Origin of the sequence: Neisseria sp. HMSC075C10, from assembly GCF_001815615.1 — a bacterium.
Taxonomy (GTDB): domain Bacteria; phylum Pseudomonadota; class Gammaproteobacteria; order Burkholderiales; family Neisseriaceae; genus Neisseria; species Neisseria subflava_A.
Genome location: NZ_KV821266.1, coordinates 108,094 through 128,386, shown reverse-complemented (window position 1 = coordinate 128,386; position 20,293 = coordinate 108,094). Strand labels below are relative to the sequence as shown.

Sequence of the window (20,293 nt, the reverse complement as noted above, 5' to 3'; positions counted from 1 at the left end):
GTTCGTCCGTCAGTTCGAGTGGACGCTGACCAGCCGCGAGACATTCGCCTGCCTGCAAAACACGCCGCCCGAATGCATGACAGATATTCAACGCGCCGCTCGCTTCTTCTACCTTCAGCACAACGCCTTCGGCGGCAAAACCGTCCAGCAGCATTTCGGGACAGCTACCACGTCAAAAGCGTGGGATGCATCACAGATTGAGGTTAAATTAAAGGCTGCTAAAGACCGTTTAAAAGGTGTTTATATCGAGAATGAATCGTGGGATCGTTGCTTCAAACGATATGACCGTGAGCACACCTTCTTCTATGCAGACCCACCATATTGGCAGACCGCAGGCTATGACCAATCATTTGGCTGGGAGCAGTATGAATTACTGGCCAAGGTAATGGCAGAGAGTAAGGGTAAGGTCATGCTATCCATTAATGACCAGCCTGATATTAGGGAATTATTTAAGGATTTCCGTATCACTCAACTTGAATTGGCTTATACGGTCGGAAGAAATAAAACTGGTAAAACCAGTGGAGAATTGGTCGTATGTAATTGGTAAAATAAAAAGCGACGGTAGCGTCGCTTTTCTTATTTCTCATCATCCGATATAGTGCAAAAGCTGTCGAAACTTTCGCAGAGCATAGAGTGCAAAAGTTACTGCAACAAAGTGCAAAAGTCGGCGGCGGCTTACAAAGGCCGTCTGAAAAATATCATTCAAAGAAGCGTATCTGCTTCTGTGAAAAGGTTTCAGACGGCCTTTTGAATCATTTGATTGAGTCCGTTCGGCGTTTTAATCTGAAATCATTGATAAAACCAGTTGATATAAACGCTAAGGCCGTCTGAAACACTCCAACCCATTCTGGAAAAGCAAATCCATGTCTCAAACTCCTTTCTTCAAAACCGACTGCCCAAGCTGCGGCGCACCTGTCGAAGCGCATTCTGCTTCTGCCGTGACGCTGGTGTGCGGCTATTGCAACAGCATGCTGGTGCGGCAAGATAACGGCGTTGTCGACTCCGGCCGCGATTCCGCATTGCTGGAAGATTTTAGTCCGCTGCAAATCGGAACCAGCGGCACATTTGTCGCTCAACGCTTTACCTTGGTCGGACGGCTTCAGGTGCAATACGACGATGGTGCGTGGAATGAATGGTATGCGCTGTTTGACGACGGCAGAGCCGGTTGGCTTTCTGAGGCGGGCGATTTGTATGTGATGACCATGCCGGTCGAAATCGATAATCCGCCGAAATTTGAAGACACGCGAGCCGGATTTAGCGAGCTGACTTTCCAAGATAAGCACTATATTGCCTCCGATGTCCGCAAAATCAGCTTGAAACGCGCCGCCGCGCAGGGCGAATTGCCGTTTGTTTTGAAAGAGGATACAGAAAATCGGGTTTCCGACTGGCGTTGCGAAAACCTTTTCATTACGCTCGATTACAGCAACAAAACACCCGAAGCCTTCTTCGGTCGGATGGTAAACCTAGATGATTTGAAGCTGGAAAACACGCGCCACGAAGATGAAATTAAAGAAAGCGCAGGCCGTCTGAAAGGCAGTATTACTTCAGAAAACTGTCCTAACTGCGGCTCATCCATTCATTGGGTAAACGGGCTGACTTCCCATCTGAGCTGTCAAAGTTGCGGCAGCGAATTGGCAGTCGGTAAGGATAAAGCGGAGCTTATTACCGCCAATAATCTGCGTTTGTCGCAAAATACGATGTTTACTTTGCCTGTCGGATCGACAGGCCGTCTGAAAAATAAAGAGTTTCATGTTATCGGCGCAATTAGATATTTAGAAACAGATGCGCAGGAAACATTTGATAACTTGTTCAAAGGTGCCAAACATACATTGGCACCAGAAGGGCAGTGGACAGAGTATCTGCTTTACAACCCAACTCAGGGTTTCTTATGGCTGGTTGAAGCTGATGAAGGTTGGAATATTTCCGAAACCTTGAACGATTGGCCGCGCCTCGACCGCAACCGCCAACCGCAAGGCTATGGCAAACTTTATGACTATGGCGGACGGGTCAGGATTGCCAGCGGAGCGTTTTATTGGCGTGTCCGAAACGGTGATTTGAACTATTACAGCGATTACCGAGACGGACAAAGCCGTAAGATTGGCTCCGAACTAAACAGTCACGAAATGACATGGACTAGAAGTGCCCCAATTGCTTATCGGGAAATTGCAGATGCATTTGAATTGACCAATAAAATATCATCTTACACCGTGAAAATGAGTGCAGATGATATCGATGAAAAATTACGACTTCTGATGATTGCTATTTTGGTTATCGTCAATATTCCGTCATTGTTTATGAATGGCTTCGATGCACTATTCGATATATTTCTTATCGGTTGGGGTGTCTATGCTCTTTTTATAGTCGGACGGAAGAGAGATGAAAATGGCGAACAGAGTATCTCTCGAGTGGGATATGTTATTTGCGCAATGGCTTTGATTGTTTTTGTTACGATGATGAATTATGCAGATTTGTCTGATTTGGATGATGACGGTAGCCGAGTTCATTCAGGAGGAAGCTACGGAGGCTATTCAAGCGGCTATTCCGGAGGCCATAAATGACCCACATGCCCGGTAATCATGGTCTATTGGACTTATATGGCTGCGATGAAGCCATCTTAAAAGATGAAGGCCGTCTGAAAACCGCTTTGGTAGCAGCCGCACAGGCAGCAGAAGCGACTATATTGACCAAACATTTCCACACCTTCGGCGGCGCAGGCGGCGTAACCGGCGTTTTGCTGCTCGCCGAGTCCCATATCAGTATCCATACTTGGCCTGAACACCGTTTTGCCGCTATAGACGCATTTATTTGCGGAGGTATGAAATTGGAAAAAGTGAAGGAAGTGTTGTGCAGGGAGTTGGCTGCGGAACGGGTGGATTGGACGGTTGTAAATAGAGGCAGTGATTTGACTTTATTTTAGTTTTATTAATATTGGCAAAAGGGGAAAAAGTTCAATGTCAAGCATACGCCATTTGATATTTTAGGGGATGTTAATGTATTGCTGGTTAAGTGTTATCGGTTCTATAACATGAAGGCATTTGGAAATAATGGGTATCTTACAGAGAAAAGGGTGTACGACTTGCTTTCCTAAAAAATACTGAAAAGCAATAATTTATTATGCTAACCCGCCGTCAATTTCTCAGCTATACAGCCGCGCTTGGCGCTGCTTCTGCTTTTTCTTGGCAGACTTACAAATACCTTAACCATAAACCGCCGGTTTCTATTAACCGTGTCGGCTTACCGTTGGGGCATTTGTTGCGTGACGGGGAATTGCTCAGTCCGCCGACCCGTCGTTATGAATGCAATACGTTGATACTCGGCGGCGGTGCGGCTGGGTTGGGATCATTGTGGTATTTGGCGAAGCATAATCACCGCGATGTATTGTTGGCAGAAGGGTTTGAGCGCAATGGCAACAATGCCGCCTATACATCTTCAGACGGCCTGAAAGCGCCGAGTGGTGCGCATTATTTGGCTTTGCCGTCGAAAGAAAGCGTGTATGTGCGCGAGATGTTGGCGGATTTCGGTATTTTGCAGTCGGACGGCAGCTTTAGGGAAACCGATTTGGTCTATGCGCCCGAATCGCGCCTCTTATATCAGGATAAATGGGTGGAACATTTATTGCCGAAAGAAGATGCGGATTCCAAACGGTTTTTTGATTTGATAAGCCGTCTGAAACAGGCTTACGGCAATGACGGTAAGAAAATTTTTGCCATTCCGATCGCGCTGTCATCGGCAGATGAGACATGGCGCAAACTCGATAATCTGACGTTTAAACAATGGCTTGAGCAAGAAGGTTACCACTCGCCCGAGCTTTTATGGTATCTCGATTATTGTTGCCGCGACGATTACGGACAAGGCATCGGGCAAGTGTCTGCCTTTGCCGGACTGCATTATTTTGCCGCCCGCAACAATGCAGAAACCGTCCTCACTTGGCCCGAAGGTTTGGCGCATCTTTCTGAAAACCTACGCCGTCATGCCGGTTTGCAGGAAGGCTGGCAATGGCCGTCTGAAAACAGTATCCGTTTGGAGAAACCTGCTTCGGTTAATGCTTCCTCCGTCAAAATCAAACCGCTTTCAGACGGCCGGATTGAAGTGTGGTTGCGTGATAATGTAAAAGGGGAAACCGTTGCCGTTACCGCGCAACACGTAATCTCTGCCATGCCGCTGATGGTTGCCGCACGCATTATTGAACATCCAGAACAATTTGGTCTGGATATTCCCGAATACGCGCCATGGCTGGTTTCCAATTTCGAACTGCACAGTTTCCCAAAAGAAAAAAACAACAGCGAACTTGCGTGGGACAATGTGGTTTACGGCAGCCAAGGGCTGGGCTACGTTGTTGCGACCAACCAGCTTATTCGGGTTGCCCGTCCTGAACGCACGATTTTTACCGCCTACGCCGCGCTCAATCACGATACGCCACAAGCCGTCCGCCGCCAGCTACTTGAAGCAAGCGACGAAGAGCTGCTCCAGCTTGCCGCCCAAGATCTGCTTACCGCTTACGGCGAAGGCTTTTGGCGGCACGTTTCCCATGTTGACATTACTGTTCGCGGGCATGGCATGAGCGTGCCGAAGCCCGGCTATTTAAGCGATGAGGCTTTATTAAAAATCAGAAACCGAAATGGCGGATTGTTGTTCGCACACAGTGACTTAAGCAGCTATTCGGTATTTGAAGAGGCTTTGTATTGGGGTGTGGAAGCGGCACGGAAAGTGTTGGCTTAATTGATATAAAAAAGGCCGTCTGAAATTATATTCAGATGGCCTTTGCTCTTTTATCCTGATTAGGCTTTGGGTTTCAAAGCGGCAGCTTCGCGAGCCAGACGGGTGATGGTATCCCAGTCTTTGTTTTTGATGGCTTCTTTTGGAGTCAGCCATGAGCCGCCGACGCACAAGACATTAGGCAGTGCCAAGTACTCGGGTGCAGTTGCCAGGCTGATGCCGCCGGTCGGGCAGAAGCGCACGTCGGCGTAAGGGCCGTAGAGGGCTTTGAGCATGGCTTTGCCGCCGACGACTTCGGCGGGAAAGAGTTTAAGGGTGTCGATGCCGTGTTCCAAAGCCAGTTGGACTTCGCCAGGAGTGGCAACGCCGGGAATCAGGGGGATGCCGCTGTTGTGGCTGGCTTTGGCGAGGGATTCGTGCAAACCCGGGCTGATGGCGAAAACCGCGCCTGCGTCTTCGACGGCTTTGAGCTGTTCAGGGTTGGTAACCGTACCCGCGCCGACGATGGCGTTGGGCACTTCTTTGGCAATCAGGCGGATGGCGTCGAGGCCGACGGGGGTGCGCAGGGTGATTTCGAGGGTAGGGATGCCGCCTTCGACAAGGGCGTGGGACAAATCGACGGCAGTACTCAAGTCGTCAATCGCCATTACCGGCACAACTGCGCCGGCAGTCAGAATTTCACGAGGGGTCAGTTTAGACATTTTAGGTCTCCGTTGGGGACTGTATCGTAATAGGGTCGTTAACATGGTTTCAGACGACCTGATTGTTTTAAGAGGCCGTCTGAAAAGGGTTTAGGCAAATTCGCCGCCGAAGCTCATGGCACCGGTTTCTGCGCTGCTGGTCATGCTGCGGAAGTTGGCGAAGAGTTCGCGGCCGCAACCTTGTTGGTTCGCGCTCAAGTCGATACGTTCGACTTCGCGGGCGTTCCATTCGGCTTCGTTAATCAGGACGTTGAGTTCGCCGGTAACGGAGTCGAAGCGGATCAAGTCGCCGGTACGGATTTTGGCGATATTGCCGCCCATCAGGGCTTCGGGGGTCATGTGGATGGAGGCCGGAACTTTGCCGGATGCGCCGGACATACGGCCGTCGGTCAGCAGCGCCACTTTGAAGCCGCGGTCTTGCAGAATGCCCAAAGGCGGGGTCAGTTTGTGTAACTCGGGCATACCGTTGGCGCGCGGGCCTTGGTAGCGGACGACGCAGACGAAATCGCGTTCCAACTCGCCGCGTTCAAATGCAGCCAATACTTCGCGTTGGTCATTGAATACAATGGCGGGCGCTTCAATAATGCGGCAGCCTTCGCGTACGGCGGACACTTTAATCACGCCGCGACCGATGTTGCCTTTCATCAGGCGCAAACCACCGTCTGGGGAGAACGGGTTGTCGGCTTTGCGCAGGATGTCTTCATTGCCGCTGGTTTCGGGGGCCTCGCGCCATTCGAGTTTGCCGTCGATAAGGAAAGGCTCTTTGGTGTAGTGGCGCATACCGTGTCCGACGACGGTATCGACATCGTCGTGCAACAGGCCTGCGTCCAGCAATTCGCGGATAACGAAAGGCAGGCCGCCGGCTGCGGTGAAGTGGTTCACGTCGGCTTTGCCGTTTGGATACACACGGATCAGCAATGGGATGATGGAGGAAATTTCGTCGAAGTCGTCCCAGTTCAAAATCACGCCTGCGGCACGCGCCATGGCGACGAGGTGCATGGTGTGGTTGGTCGAGCCGCCGGTTGCCATCAGGCCGATCAGGGCGTTGATGAAGGATTTTTCGGTCAACATTTCGCCCAATGGTTTGATGGTACCGTTTTTGATGCCACGTGCGAGGTGTCCGGCTGCGTAGCGGGTCAGTGCTTCGCGCAGGTCGGTATATGGGTGGACAAAGGCGGCGGCAGGCAGGTGCACGCCCATCATTTCCATCATCATTTGGTTGGAGTTGGCGGTGCCGTAGAAGGTACAAGTACCCGGGCTGTGGTAAGAGCCCATTTCGCTTTCAAGCAAGGCATCGCGGCCGACTTTGCCTTCGGCGAAAAGCTGGCGGGTACGGGCTTTTTCTTTATTGCCGATACCGCTGGACATAGGGCCTGCGGGGACGAAGATGCCGGGAATATGGCCGAAAGACAACGCACCGATCATCAGGCCGGGAACGATTTTGTCGCACACGCCCATAAACAGGCTGCCGTCAAACATTTGATGCGACAGACCGATGGCGGTACTCATGGCAATCACGTCGCGGGAAAACAGCGACAATTCCATACCGGCGTAGCCTTGGGTAATACCGTCGCACATGGCGGGTGTGCCGCCGGCGACTTGGGCGGTAGCGCCGTTTTTTTGTGCTTCGTCTTTGATTTGGTCAGGGAAGTCTTTAAACGGCTGGTGTGCGGAAACCATGTCATTGTAGGCAGTGATGATGCCTAAGTTGGGGACGGTTTCCTGAAGCATTTCGATTTTGATACTCTTAGGCATGGAGGCATAGCCGTGCGCCAAATTGCTGCAGCCGAGTTGGTTGCGCTCTAAGCGTCCCATCTGTTTGGCGCTGCGGATTTTCGCCAGATACTTTTCACGCGTCGGGCGGCTGCGCTCGATGATGCGCTCGGTAATTTCGGCGAGTTTCGGGTGAATAGGAGTGGGGTTCATGTGCGGTCTCCTGGCTAAACGATATGATAGGGATTTTGTTTGCGCGTTTCTGATTTTTGTATTGGGTGTTTTCTTCAGACGGCCTTGAGCTGTGGGAATGAATAATATGGGCCGTCTGAATATTTGAAGATTTTCTCTTCGAAGCGTCCGCATATTATAGTACAAAATCTGTAATTTTGTTACAAAATAATTTACTAAGTGGAAGAAATTTGATTTAAATCGAGGTATGGTCAATTCGTAAAATGGCAGGCTGCAAAAGTCATCAAACTTTTATGTTAAATCAAACAATTTGTAAAAATGAGAATAGACAAAATGTGTAGCCATGTGTAGTATTACTACTCATTAGCCCGCTTGTTTGAAATTTTGGTGCAGGCGATTGGTTTTTTACTGCTTATTGCTTAAAGGCTTTTGATTCTAATCGATTTTTATAGATGACGACAGTCCAAAAGTTTTGAAGCAAGCTTCCTCAACGAGAGATGAAACAATGAGTACACAGACAAATTTTGATTTGGTGTTGTTTGGCGCGACCGGCGATTTGGCAATGCGTAAACTTTTGCCTTGCCTGTATCAGGCGCATGTAGCTGGTTTGCTTCATCCCGAAGGTCGTATTTTGGGCGTAAGCCGTAGCGAATTGGATACCGCCGGCTTTTTGGCTAAAGTGGAAACGAATTCTAAAATCCATGTCAAACAAAACTTCTCAGATGAAGCGTGGGCATCGTTCATCCAACGTCTTGAGTATTTGAAAGTCGATGTGACAAAGAAAGGCGATTTCATTGCCTTGGGCGACTTGGTAAAAGCACGCAAGAATACTGAGAATGTCGTGATCTACCTCTCAACTGCGCCGAAATTCTTTGCGCAAGCCTGTGAAAACCTTGCCGAAATCGGTTTGAATGCCGATAACGTGCGCGTGGTTTTGGAAAAACCGTTGGGTACGGACCTGGTTTCTTCCCAACAAATCAATACAGATGTGGCCCGTTATTTCAAAGAAGAACAAATCTACCGCATCGACCATTACTTGGGTAAAGAAAGCCTGCAAAACCTACTGGCGCTGCGTTTTGCCAACGTGATGTTCGAGCCGTTGTGGAACAACAAATACATCGAAAGCGTACAACTGACCATCGCCGAACAGCTCGGCGTGGAAGAACGCGGCGAGTTCTACGACATTACCGGCGCGCTGCGCGACATGGTGCAAAACCACTTGATGCAAATGCTTTGTATGACTGCGATGGAAGCACCGGCGAGCTTGGATGCGGATGCCGTACGCGACGAGAAAGTGAAAGTCATCAAATCGCTGAAACCGCTGACCATCGAATCCGTCAACGAAAATGTTATTCGCGGCCAATATGTTGCAGCAAACGGCATGAACGGCTATCTGGAAGAAGTCGATGTACCGAAAGACAGTTTCACTGAAACCTATGTCGCCATCAAGGCCAAAATCGAAAACGAACGTTGGAAAGGCGTACCTTTCTACCTGCGTACCGGCAAACGCATGGCAGGCAAAGTAGCGGAAATCGTGTTGAATTTCCGTCCGCTGCAAAACCATATTTTTGACAACAGCCAACCTGCGCCGAATCGTTTGGTTATTGAACTACAACCGACCGAATCCGTCCGCCTTTACACTCAAGTAAAAACCCCGGGTGCAGGCAACAAAGTCGAAGTTACACCGATTGGCGTAGACTTGGGCACAGCCGTAGAGGGCCGCCGCGCCGAGGCTTATGAGCGCCTGCTGCTGGATGTGATTAACGGCAAACTCGCTTTGTTCAACCGTCGTGACGAACTCGAAGCTGCTTGGGAATATGTGATGCCTATCCTGGAAAACTGGGCGAACAATACAACGCCTCCGCATGCTTACGAAGCCCATTCTTGGGGTCCTGAAGCTGCGCGCGCGCTGTTGGCGCGTGACGGCAACAAGTGGCACGAAGAGCAATAATATTTCTTTCAGACGGCCTTGTTTTCCAACAAAAGGCCGTCTGAAACCATGAAAGGACGAAACATGTTTGTTTGGCACGAACAAGAAAACGCTGCAACTGCCGCGCAGGCTCTCGCTGATGCCGTTGCCGCTGCATTACAAACCGCGTTGAATGAGAAAGGCCATGCGGTTTTGGCTGTTTCCGGCGGTCGTTCGCCGATTGCGTTTTTCGAGGCTTTGTCGCAAAAAGATTTAAATTGGCAAAATGTCGGCATTACTTTGGTGGACGAGCGTATTGTCCCGACCACGCATGCCGACAGCAATACAGGCTTGGTACGTGAATATCTGCTCAAAAATAACGCGGCCGTTGCCACATGGATTCCTGTTGTTGAAGACGGAAAGTCTGAAACTGAATTACAACCTGAAGTTGTCGTTGCTTATGCATTGAAACATTACAAGCAACCTGACGTGCTGGTGTTGGGCATGGGAGGAGACGGGCATACAGCGTCGTTGTTCCCTCAAGCGCCTCAATTACAGGCCGCAATCAATGAAGCTGATGATCCGACATTGATTCATACTACGCCGGTTACCGCGCCGCATGAGCGTGTGAGCATGACTTTGGGTGCGATTGCCAAAACGCCGAATGTATTTTTGGCTATTCAAGGCGCAGAGAAAAAAGCGGTATTCGACAAAGCTGCTGCAAGGGCCGATACCGAATATCCGACCAGCCTGATTCTCGATCATCAAGGAATTAACTGCCATGTCTACTATGCACACTGAAGCTTATCCCCGCCTGGTCGCCGATATCGGCGGTACGAATGCCCGTTTTGCGCTTGAAACTGCACCACAAGTGATTGAGAAGGCTGAAGTTTTACCTTGTAAAGATTATGATACCGTCGTTGATGCCGCCAAAACTTATTTGGAACGCGCAGGCAGTCCGAAAGTTTTGCACGCCGCCTTTGCGATTGCCAATCCGATTTTAGGCGACTGGGTGCAAATGACCAACCACCATTGGGCGTTTTCCATCGAGACCACCCGTCAGGCTTTGGGTTTTGAAACGTTGATTCTGTTGAACGATTTTACCGCCCAAGCTTTGGCAGTGACCAAAACTGAAAAGAATGACTTGGTACAAATCGGCGGTCAAAAACCCATCGAATTTGCGCCTAAAGCCGTCATCGGCCCGGGTACCGGTTTGGGTGTCAGCGGTTTGGTGCACAGCGCTGCCGGCTGGGTGGCGTTGGCAGGCGAGGGCGGCCATACCAGCTTTCCGCCGTTTGACGATATGGAAGTGTTGATTTGGCAATACGCTAAAAACAAATACGGCCATGTTTCTGCCGAGCGTTTTTTGAGCGGCGCAGGTTTGAGCCTGATTTACGAGGCATTGGCCAAGCGCGACAACATCAAACAATGCCGTCTGAAGCCTTCTGAAATCACTGATAAGGCATTGAGCGGAACATCGCCGATTTGCCGTCAGACTTTGGATATTTTCTGCGCCATGCTGGGTACGGTTGCTTCCAATTTGGCTTTGTCATTGGGTGCGCGCGGCGGCGTGTATTTGTGCGGCGGCATTATCCCGCGCGTGTTGGATTACTTTAAAACGTCCCCGTTCCGCAGCCGCTTTGAAAATAAAGGCCGCTTTGAGGCTTATCTTGCCGCTATTCCCGTGTATGTCGTATTGAGCGAGTTTCCGGGCATCGTCGGCGCGGCGGTCGCATTAGACAATCATTTAAATAACGTTTAAACACACAAACGGCGGTGCAGGGCAGGGGGTGGAAAAAAACCTTGTCCTGAACGTCAAAAAATCAAAGGGTAGAGTATTATGTTAAGCAAAATCAGCGAATCATTGTCCAACCTCTCCGGCGCAGAACGCAAAGTTGCCGAATCTGCGCTGGCCGAGCCGAAATGGTTCGTTCATGCCGCTGTGGCGGAAATAGCCGAGCGTGCATCCGTCAGTCAGCCGACAGTAATCCGTTTCTGCCGCAGCTTGGGTTATAAAGGCTTGCCTGAGTTCAAACTCGCTTTGTCTGCCAGCATCGGCCACGAAGGCATGCCTTACGTTCATGAAGAATTAAACGCCGATGACAACATGGGCAGCGTGGTCGAAAAAGTATTGGGTAACGCCGCAGCCTCCCTCTTGGGCGAGCGCCGTTTCCTGAAAGAATCCGAACTGGAAAACGCGATTGCCATTTTGATGCACGCGCGACGCGTTGAGTTTTATGGAGTCGGTAACTCCGGCATCGTTGCCCAAGATGCGCAACACAAATTCTTCCGCTTCGGTATGTCCACCGTTGCCTATGTCGATACGCATACCCAGCTGATGGCGGCTTCCGTATTGACTGAGCAGGATGTATTGGTGGCGATTTCCAATACCGGCTCATCTATCGAATTATTGGACGCGGCCAGTATCGCCAAAGAAAACGGCGCAGCCGTTATCGCGCTGACCCGCAATGATTCGCCGTTGGCACAAATGGCCGACTGCGTATTGAGCATTGCCACTCAGGAAAATGCCGAGCTTTATACGCCTATGGTGTCCCGTCTTCTGCAGCTGGCCGTTATCGACATTCTTGCCATCGGCTTGGCATTGCGTTTGGGCGACACTGCCAGCACGCAACTGCAAAAAAGTAAAAAAAGCATACATAACAAACACATCGAATACGATAAAGATTGATTCTTCACTGATACCTTCAGACGGCCCCAACCCACATCAAGGCCGTCTGAAACCTCAAAAAACGGAAACCACCCCGTTCCCGTTTCAGACGACCTCACGGCCGTTTTCTCAACAAAACTGTCCACTATCCAGGAGAGCATCCGATGAAACACCTTCACGATTTACCAGCTTGGTCAAAATTATGGATACATTTTGACGAAACCAAAGAACAACACATGCGCGAAATGTTCGAGCAAGATCCCGAACGTGCCGAGCGCTACTGGCTGCAGGTTGGCGGCCTGACTTTGGATTATTCTAAAAATCGTATCAACGACGAAACCATGTCGCTTTTGTTCGAGTTGGCGCGTGAAGCAGGCGTGCCAGAGCGGATGCAGCAAATGTTCCACGGCGAAAAAATCAATACGACAGAAAACCGCGCCGTACTCCACGTTGCCCTGCGCAACCGCACCAATGCCCCCATCGTCGTGGATGGTGAGGATGTGATGCCTAAGGTCAACCATGTCCTGCAACGCATGGGCGAGTTCGCGCATGAAGTCCGCAGCGGCAGCTGGTTGGGCTATACCAATCAAGTCATTACCGACGTCGTCAACATAGGTATCGGCGGCTCCGACCTCGGCCCCCTGATGATGTGTACCGCGCTCAAGCCTTTCGGTCATCCGCGCCTGAAGATGCACTTCGTCTCCAACGTGGACGGCTCCCAACTGCGCGACGTATTGTCCAAAGTCCACCCTGAAACCACGCTGTTCATCATTGCTTCCAAAACCTTTACCACCCAAGAAACCCTGACCAACGCCCTGACCGCGCGTAAATGGTTCTTGGATCATGCAGGCGATGAAAGCGCCGTAGCCAAACACTTCGTTGCCGTATCGACCAACCAAAAAGCCGTTGCCGAATTCGGTATCGATACCGCCAATATGTTTGAATTTTGGGACTGGGTCGGCGGACGATACAGCCTCTGGTCAGCCATCGGCCTGCCGATTATGCTGTATCTCGGCGAAGAAAACTTCATCGAAATGCTCAACGGCGCGCACCTGATGGACCAACACTTCATCAATACGCCGCTAGAGCGCAACATGCCCGTCATCCTCGCCCTTATCGGCATCTGGTACATCAACTACTACGGCGGTGGCAGCCACGTCATCGCCCCTTACGACCAACATCTCCACCGCCTGCCTAAATTCATCCAGCAGCTCGATATGGAGAGCAACGGCAAACAAGTTACCCTTGACGGTAAACCGGTCGGTTACGAAACTTCCCCGATTATTTGGGGCGAAACCGGTATCAACGGCCAGCACGCATTCTTCCAACTGCTGCACCAAGGTACGCACATCACACCGATTGACCTCATCGCCTCCCTTGAAAAACGCAGCAACCTGCGCGGCCACCACGAAATCCTGTTGGCCAACGTTTTTGCCCAAGCCGAAGCCTTTATGCGTGGCAAAACGCCTGACGAAGTACGCGCCGAGCTTCAAGCGCAAGGCATGGATGAAGCGCGTATCGAAGAGCTGGTTCCGCACAAAACCTTCTCCGGCAACCGTCCGACCAACCTCATCCTCATGGACAAAATCAACCCACGCAATATGGGTAGCCTGATTGCCATGTACGAACACAAAACTTTCGTCCAAGGCATTATTTGGGGCATCAACAGCTTTGACCAATGGGGCGTAGAGCTCGGCAAACAACTGGCCAAAACTATTCTTGCCGAATTGACCGGCGAGACCGAAGTGCAAAAACACGACAGCTCCACTACACGTCTGATTAATCTTTATTTGAATGCCAACAAATAAAGCATTTATTTAAAGCTAAGGCCGTCTGAAATTTTCAGACGGCCTTTTGTTTTATTCCGGATCATCCGTAAACGCATTATCCCGAAATATTGGTACAAATGTGGAAAGATACAGTACGAACACGGCGGCGGTCAGAATCGCAGGAACAGTGATGAAAAATATCGGGTTCACGTTCATCAAGAAAGCGCGAGAGATGGCTGCCGTAAAGAGTAGGGGAATGGCAATGCGGCAGAGTTTCGGGTAGTCGAGTTTGGTAAAGCCGCTGTGCCACAGTCCGGCAGTCAGCCATACCATCATCACGCCGCCCATCATACCGCCGAGGGTAATCAGGTGTAATGGGGTGGAGGAGGGCAGATTTTGCAGTTTCGCCGCGCCTGTCCACAGATAGCCTGCGGCGGCAAAGAGCTGGAGCAGGTAATAAGTGCGGACGTAGTGTTTGCGCAGGAGTTCGTGATGGTGCAGTTCGCGCAGCTTGGCGAGCAGGATGAAGCCGACGGCGAGCGCGGTAAAACCGGCGGTTTGCGCGGGCAGCCAAAGTTCGGCGGCGACATGCAGGAGCAGGAAGGTGATGGCGATGTTTTTATAGACGACGTTGGGGATGAATACGGGGTCTTTCAGACGACATTCTTTGAGGGCTTCCGCGCCCAAAAGAATACTGACGCGGACGGATACGAACATGACAGCCGCCATGTTTAAATGCACTTGCGCGCGCAACAGGTTCAAATCGCCGCTAACGGCATAGGCCGTCTGAAAAACAGTAAATGCTGCGAGCAGAATCAGCAGGGCGAAGTTATCAGTGTTGCGGTCGAGCCAAATCAGCCAAGCGCAGAACAGCAGCAACACCAGCCAATAGGCGGCGACGAAAAACGAAGCGGTTTGCGGAGCAAACGGCAACAGGACAGTTGCGGCGAGCAACAGCGCCGCCAAGACGGTGGCAACGGGTTTCAGACGACCTTTATAGCCCGTCCATTCGAGCATAGCGGCAGTCAGGAAACCGCCGTATGCTGCAGGCAGCATGAGTTCTAAGAAGATTTGGCGGTGTAAAATGACGGCACTGGGGCTGATGAAAAACACCAACGGGCCGAGTATGGCAAGTGCCGCCGCGCAGACGAAAAACGGCCGCATGGGGTGGGTGAAAAATTTATTCATCGCTTGGCTTGATTCTGCATTGAAGATGCTTTCGGATTGCTTAATTGGCTCTGGGGAGTTTTAAGCCTGTGTACGTAATGTAATTAGGGTTTACTTACTCTAAAATATAATTAAATTTTTCTTCGAATCCATAATCCTCATCTTGTTTCTTAACTCTTTCTAGAACCTTTACTATTTCAATAAATATATTTTCTAATTGATTTTTTGAGAACATAGCATCTTTCCATACCAAAGTAATCGGTCGTTCTACATTTGTGCTTAATAAATCCCACAGAGCATCAAGATTGTTCCCATAATAATCTTGTATAGAAAATATTTTTGAAATTTGATTATGAAAATCTTGTTCCGTATAAATTTTACTACCGATAATCTCTAATTGCATAAGTTATACTCATATTTCCAAGTTCCAATTTGTATTGCAGAGATATAATGATCAGTTGTTATATATAGCAATCCATTATGGATTTATTGGGCGGACAGATTCGTACCTTTCACCGAAGAGACAAGCCTGCGGCTTGCTTACCCTCTCCCTGGCCCTCTCCCACGAGGAGAGGGAATTAAGCTGTTGAGCCCGAACATTTTCAGGTTTACTTGCCATCTAATTCCCAATCCTGCGCCCTCTGATTTTCAGCAACCTGATTCCCTCTCCCCGTGGGAGAGGGTTAGGGAGAGAGCAACGAAGCGCAAGGTTTGTCAGATACTCAAATGCCTGTATCATTCATATTATTGATATTATTGTTTGAATTGTATTATTTTCAATAATAATAAATAATCCTAAACCAATATAAATAACAGCCATTATCCAACGACTAAACTTCTCTACAATTTCACCAACACCTGAAATATTAGCCAATCTTTGTGCTGTATATACTAAAACAAAAATCAATATTAAAAATACAAGAAGAGTAACTAATAAGTCGACAAGATCTAAAGTCACAAAGTAAGGAACAAAAAGTCCAATATTATCTGCACCACAACTAGCAACTGTAACCAAAGCAACAATACCGACTAATTTTGACAACCCTTTTTCATCCAATTCTTTTTTAGCTCTTTTTTCGCCCTCACAATCGTCGTAAATAGCAACTTTAATACCTAAGTAAATCGGTATTAAACCTAATAAACCCAACACCCATTTTTCCGGAACATAATGCAAAACAAAAGCTAGAAATAAACTAACTAATATTAAAATTACAGAACCTAAATATTGTCCGATATAAATATCTCGATATTCTTTTCTAGTATTTGCTCTAGCAAAAAATATTAATAGTATTACCAACAAATCTACTGCTGTAGCAATATATAAAACAGCAGCAGTAATCACAGTCGAAAACATAAAGCACCTCATAATGAATCCCCTGCCCCCTTGGCACCACGGCTTTTTCAAAAACCGAATCGCGTTCGGATAACAGATTCGTATCTTTCGCTAAAGAGGCAAGCCTGCGGCTTGCTTACCCTCTCCCTAGCCATCTCCCACGGGGAGAGGGAATTGGGCTGTCGAGCCTGAACATTTTCAGGTTTACCTGACATCTGATTCCCAATTCTACGGCTCTCTGATTTTGAGAAACCTGATCCCCTTTCCCCGTGGGAGAGGGTTAGGGAGAGGGCAACGAACCGCAAGGTTTGTCAGAAATTTAAATTCCTATCACTCATAATAATGAATCCCCTGAAACTCTCTTGCCACCACGGCTTCTTCAAAAGCCGAATCGCGTTCGGACAGCGGCGTAGGCAGGGTAATCACGTTTTGCACGTTCATGCCCTTAGTGGAAAGCAGCATGATTTCATGGCTCAGGCGTGCGGCTTCGAAGCGGTCGTGCGTTACCAGCATACACGCCATGCCCTGCCGCTCGATTTTTTCCACCAGCATGGCGACCAAAATATCGCGCAAATCGCGGTCCAAACCGACGAACGGCTCGTCCAGCAAGGCAAGGTCGCAGCCGCACAGCAGCAGGCGCAAAAATGCTACCCGTTTCGCCATGCCGCCGGACAATTCGGTCGGATATTTGTTCAAATCGCCCGCAGTCAGCCCGACTTTCGCCGCCAGCGCGATGATTTCGCCTTCATCGGGTTTGTCCATAAAAATAGCGATATTCTGCATCGCGGTCAAGTTTCCCGGCAGGCGGTTTTCCTGAAACAGAAAACCCGTTTTGCGGAAAGTATTGCGTATCGTGCCCGATTTCGGCGTTTCCAAGCCCGCAATCAAACGCAAAACCGTCGTCTTGCCACAGCCGCTCGGCCCGAACAAAGCTTTCACTTCGCCATGTTGCAGGTTCAAACTGAAATCGCGCACGATGGGGTCGCGGAGAATTTCAAAACGCACGTTTTCAAGACAGAGCATCATCTCCTCCACGGCATAAACAAAATTTCCAAAGGCTTGGTAATCAGGTATTCAAACAGCGATACAAACACGATAACCAACACCACATAAGCCATCACCGTCGAAGTCTCCAGCATCGCCCTCGCGTCCGCAATCCGCGCGCCCACGCCTTCGCTCGCGCCCAAGAGTTCCGCCATAATTACCACCTTCACTCCCATCGCCACCGCAACACCAATACTGGAAATCACATAGCCCGTCAGATGCGGGATATACAGATAGCGGATTTTTTTCAGACGGCCTAATTTATAAGCGTCAAACAACTCCTCATGCTGCTTGTTTACGCTCGCCATCCCGACCGCCGCACTCGCAAACGTCAGCGGCGCAACCAACACAATGATGGTAAACAACACGCTCGGATTGCCGAAACCGAACCAAAACAGAGCCATCACCACCCAAATAATCGGCGGCATCGCCAACAAAATCGTAATCACAGGCTTGAGCAACGCCATCGCCGTCTTAAAACTGCCCGCCACCAGCCCCGCCGCCAATCCCGCTACCAGCGCAACCGAAATCCCCACCACCGACCGCCACAGCGAAATCCCGATTTCGTTTTCCTGAAAATGTTTCAATAAATCCAAAGACTTTTGAAACACCTCCACCGGCGCAGGCAGCATAAACTCGCCGAACACGGCACTGCCCCACGCCCACAACGCCACCACCACCATCGCCACGCTCAGACCGGCAAAGCCGCTCCAAAGGTAGTCGATGATGTAAAACACCGCAGGCTGCGGTTTGCGGATTTTGTCGGTTTTAATCATGGTTTGGGTGTTGGTTGATGGGGATGGTTTGGAGATGATAGGCCGTCTGAAAAGTTGGGTGGACAATCGGACAAACACCATAAGTTCTTTTCAAGACGACTTTCTTACGCTCCTGCTCCTTATGCAGATAACTGCCTTTGGTGGTGATATAGAACATGTTTTGCAGTTTGCGTATGGTGAAATTCTTTAGGTTTTAATTTAAACACACTGTATTTACAGTTAAACCAATTCATCTATACCGATAGATTTTAAGTATTGATATGTCCCATCATAAAACTTTTTTTGACGAGTGTTATCACTTTCACTACCTTCCGGAATCCAGACTACCATGCCCTGTCTTGCTCTTGTTAATAAAACTCGATAAGCATTTTGGGTAAACTGTTTATCTTCTTCTTTATTGATATTTTGCCATTTGCACCCTTTAAAGGATTGGTAGTACCACTGGTTACCCTGATAATAGAAATTTTCTCCCCAAGCCAGACATACCCAATCAAGCTCAAGTCCTTGAACATCAAACTCTGTTGCCACATCTTCTAAAAAATAAGAGGAACGCACATCATCTTTGGGATTTAAAAACCAATTGGCCACGTCGATTTCATTTTTGACATGCACTCCTAATGCTTTCAGACGACGCGCCCCAGATGAAGCCACCAAGCCATAACGCTCACTTCCTTTGGCTTGTGCCTTTACCCATGCTTTAGCCTTTTGCAAATCTCTTGTAAGTACAATAGGATAATTGCTTTTAATTTCTTTCCAAAGTGACTTGGCTTGCTCATCTATGTCTAATAACGCGTGTACCCATGCCGAAACTTTTTCTGACCGAAACGAACGCACTGAAGTAGCCAGATGTAAATGGTTTTGCTTAACGCCTGTCGTAGATAACCAGTTTTTTATTGCAGTATCTTGTAAATAATTGTCTTGATTGACAATTAAATTAGAATAATGCACCTGCCAATCTATGTAAGAAGATTTCAAAGCTTGCATCCAGGCAACAAGACCTGCTTCCCCTGTGTTGATTTCTTGACCTCCCCCAATCAAGCAAACTATCACACACCAATCTTGATGGCGATTCATTACCTCAATCAAAAATTCTGGTTCAGACTTATTAAAATCTGGCCGTCCGCGTTTTTGACGCATAAATTTACAAGTTTGATGTTGATTCCACGCTCGTTGTGCTTCATCAAATACCACAACTTTTTCAGTTGGTGCCTGTGAATTTTCCAAATATTCATCTCTAAAATGATGAATATTTTGAATGAATGCTTTGGTTGCCTTTAATGCATTTTCTTTTTTGATTTTATTTTTAATGACACTATCTCTTGCCAAAGCCTCTTGCAAAACTTGTACCAACGGGCCATTTCCTGATAAGAAAACAGTGTGCTCATCTTCTGCTACTTTTAAACGCTGATTAGCAATATTGAGCCCAGCCAATGTCTTCCCTGCACCTGGAACACCAGTAACAAAACAAATAGCTTTTTTATTCCCTTGTTTGGCTTGCTCAATAATGTTACTAATGCAATTAGCCGTAGCTGACAAATTTTTTGCACCAGCATCTGAACGCGTGATTTCTGCAACATCATGATTTTGATAAAGTGCTTGTGCCGCTTCAATAATGGTAGGCGTTGGTTTGTATGGAGATTGCTCCCAAGCTAAAACATCCATTAGACTAGTTGAATTATAAGGCTTGAAAAACTCACGCAAATTCTGTGCATTCAATAAAATTGCCTGATTTAGATTTTGAGCTTCCTGAAAATTATTTTTGAATTTTTTTGATGCTTTTTCTGCGATTAATACAGGTATTAAATTTGCATGATGGCTACCTTCATGGAAATTTCGTAAATCAAGCGCATAGTCAATCACTTGGTCAATGGCATGCCTATCATATTGTTCGCTGCCAATTTTAAACTCTAGCAAAAAAATCTTATCTCCAAGAATTACAATATTATCAACACGCTTCCCCATTCTTGGAATTAAAAATTCAAAATAAATATAACCATTTAATCCTGATAATTGGGACTTTAAAATGGTAATTTGCTGTTTCCATGCATTTTTTTGCAAAATTTCTAGTTTATTATTTTGATGTTTTTCACTTAATTCACCTAAAATTCTTTGGTTATCTTCCTGGATAAAATCAGCAATACTTTTACCGTAATAAGCTCTTAACATAATTTATCTACCTAATATTAATTGTATTTCTTATAAAAATAGTTCTTCAATATAATGCTTCTACCTATCCCGTTTTCCCAATAACTCCGGCTGGTAAATTTCCACCAGCGAGCAGGCTTTGCAGCGTTTGCCGTAGTTG

Annotated in this window: 18 protein-coding genes and 1 pseudogene; 9 read left to right on the top strand and 10 right to left on the bottom strand. The window is 48.3% G+C overall.

Annotated features, from left to right (window positions below; all coding sequences use genetic code 11):
- The 4 genes from HMPREF3047_RS08045 to HMPREF3047_RS08030 form a co-directional block, all read left to right on the top strand.
- The coding region (locus tag HMPREF3047_RS08045; RefSeq protein ID WP_083315959.1) for a DNA adenine methylase at positions 1–547 on the top strand (547 nt) is incomplete at its 5' end.
- Between the two features lie 316 nt (positions 548–863).
- The gene (locus HMPREF3047_RS08040; protein WP_070713201.1) at positions 864–2,558 is read left to right on the top strand and encodes a DUF4178 domain-containing protein; all 1,695 of its coding nucleotides are present in this window, start codon (positions 864–866) and stop codon (positions 2,556–2,558) included.
- Entirely contained in the window at positions 2,555–2,917 is a 363-nt protein-coding gene (speD, locus tag HMPREF3047_RS08035) for an adenosylmethionine decarboxylase (RefSeq protein WP_070713198.1), read from the top strand. Before HMPREF3047_RS08040 ends, speD begins: the two co-directional genes overlap by 4 nt.
- A gap of 197 nt (positions 2,918–3,114) precedes the next feature.
- Positions 3,115–4,719 (top strand): NAD(P)-binding protein, encoded by a 1,605-nt coding sequence (locus HMPREF3047_RS08030; protein ID WP_070713197.1) that lies wholly within the window; start codon positions 3,115–3,117, stop codon positions 4,717–4,719.
- Positions 4,720–4,778: 59 nt separating this feature from the next.
- On the opposite strand, the gene HMPREF3047_RS08025 is transcribed toward HMPREF3047_RS08030, so the two are convergent.
- Together HMPREF3047_RS08025 and edd are read right to left on the bottom strand one after the other, a co-directional pair.
- On the bottom strand, positions 4,779–5,417 hold the full coding sequence (locus HMPREF3047_RS08025; RefSeq protein ID WP_003745733.1) for a bifunctional 4-hydroxy-2-oxoglutarate aldolase/2-dehydro-3-deoxy-phosphogluconate aldolase: 639 nt from the start codon (positions 5,415–5,417) through the stop codon (positions 4,779–4,781).
- Between the two features lie 90 nt (positions 5,418–5,507).
- On the bottom strand, positions 5,508–7,343 hold the full coding sequence (edd, locus tag HMPREF3047_RS08020) for a phosphogluconate dehydratase (RefSeq protein ID WP_004519344.1): 1,836 nt from the start codon (positions 7,341–7,343) through the stop codon (positions 5,508–5,510).
- A 484-nt stretch (positions 7,344–7,827) separates the two neighbouring features.
- Between edd and zwf the strand changes: the two genes are divergently transcribed.
- From zwf to pgi, 5 genes are all read left to right on the top strand, one after another.
- Entirely contained in the window at positions 7,828–9,273 is a 1,446-nt protein-coding gene (gene zwf, locus HMPREF3047_RS08015) for a glucose-6-phosphate dehydrogenase (RefSeq protein WP_070713194.1), read from the top strand.
- A 63-nt stretch (positions 9,274–9,336) separates the two neighbouring features.
- Positions 9,337–10,032 (top strand): 6-phosphogluconolactonase, encoded by a 696-nt coding sequence (gene pgl / locus HMPREF3047_RS08010; protein WP_070713191.1) that lies wholly within the window; start codon positions 9,337–9,339, stop codon positions 10,030–10,032.
- Entirely contained in the window at positions 10,013–10,993 is a 981-nt protein-coding gene (locus HMPREF3047_RS08005) for a glucokinase (protein WP_070713189.1), read from the top strand. The genes pgl and HMPREF3047_RS08005 overlap by 20 nt, the downstream gene beginning before the upstream one ends.
- A gap of 78 nt (positions 10,994–11,071) precedes the next feature.
- On the top strand, positions 11,072–11,920 hold the full coding sequence (hexR, locus tag HMPREF3047_RS08000; RefSeq protein WP_004519348.1) for a DNA-binding transcriptional regulator HexR: 849 nt from the start codon (positions 11,072–11,074) through the stop codon (positions 11,918–11,920).
- Between the two features lie 143 nt (positions 11,921–12,063).
- Complete coding sequence (gene pgi, locus HMPREF3047_RS07995; protein WP_070713186.1) at positions 12,064–13,707, top strand: glucose-6-phosphate isomerase; 1,644 nt, start codon at positions 12,064–12,066, stop codon at positions 13,705–13,707.
- A 51-nt stretch (positions 13,708–13,758) separates the two neighbouring features.
- On the opposite strand, the gene HMPREF3047_RS07990 is transcribed toward pgi, so the two are convergent.
- From HMPREF3047_RS07990 to HMPREF3047_RS11325, 8 genes and pseudogenes are all read right to left on the bottom strand, one after another.
- Entirely contained in the window at positions 13,759–14,856 is a 1,098-nt protein-coding gene (locus tag HMPREF3047_RS07990; protein WP_070713181.1) for an NnrS family protein, read from the bottom strand.
- Between the two features lie 94 nt (positions 14,857–14,950).
- The gene (locus tag HMPREF3047_RS07985) at positions 14,951–15,238 is read right to left on the bottom strand and encodes a barstar family protein (RefSeq protein WP_003712505.1); all 288 of its coding nucleotides are present in this window, start codon (positions 15,236–15,238) and stop codon (positions 14,951–14,953) included.
- Positions 15,239–15,574: 336 nt separating this feature from the next.
- The gene (locus HMPREF3047_RS07980) at positions 15,575–16,189 is read right to left on the bottom strand and encodes a CadD family cadmium resistance transporter (RefSeq protein WP_036491903.1); all 615 of its coding nucleotides are present in this window, start codon (positions 16,187–16,189) and stop codon (positions 15,575–15,577) included.
- Positions 16,190–16,498: 309 nt separating this feature from the next.
- A complete protein-coding gene (locus tag HMPREF3047_RS07975) occupies positions 16,499–17,191 on the bottom strand; it encodes an ATP-binding cassette domain-containing protein (RefSeq protein WP_009310824.1) in 693 nt (230 codons plus the stop codon).
- Positions 17,191–17,988, bottom strand: a complete 798-nt coding sequence (locus HMPREF3047_RS07970) for an ABC transporter permease (protein WP_049230919.1) — start codon at positions 17,986–17,988, stop codon at positions 17,191–17,193. The genes HMPREF3047_RS07975 and HMPREF3047_RS07970 overlap by 1 nt, the downstream gene beginning before the upstream one ends.
- Complete coding sequence (locus HMPREF3047_RS11500) at positions 17,981–18,145, bottom strand: hypothetical protein (protein ID WP_210399760.1); 165 nt, start codon at positions 18,143–18,145, stop codon at positions 17,981–17,983. The genes HMPREF3047_RS07970 and HMPREF3047_RS11500 overlap by 8 nt, the downstream gene beginning before the upstream one ends.
- A 62-nt stretch (positions 18,146–18,207) precedes the next feature.
- On the bottom strand, positions 18,208–20,154 hold the full coding sequence (locus HMPREF3047_RS07960) for a DUF2075 domain-containing protein (protein WP_070713175.1): 1,947 nt from the start codon (positions 20,152–20,154) through the stop codon (positions 18,208–18,210).
- Between the two features lie 60 nt (positions 20,155–20,214).
- Positions 20,215–20,293, bottom strand: a pseudogene (locus tag HMPREF3047_RS11325) (CRISPR-associated protein Cas4); the annotation flags it as partial.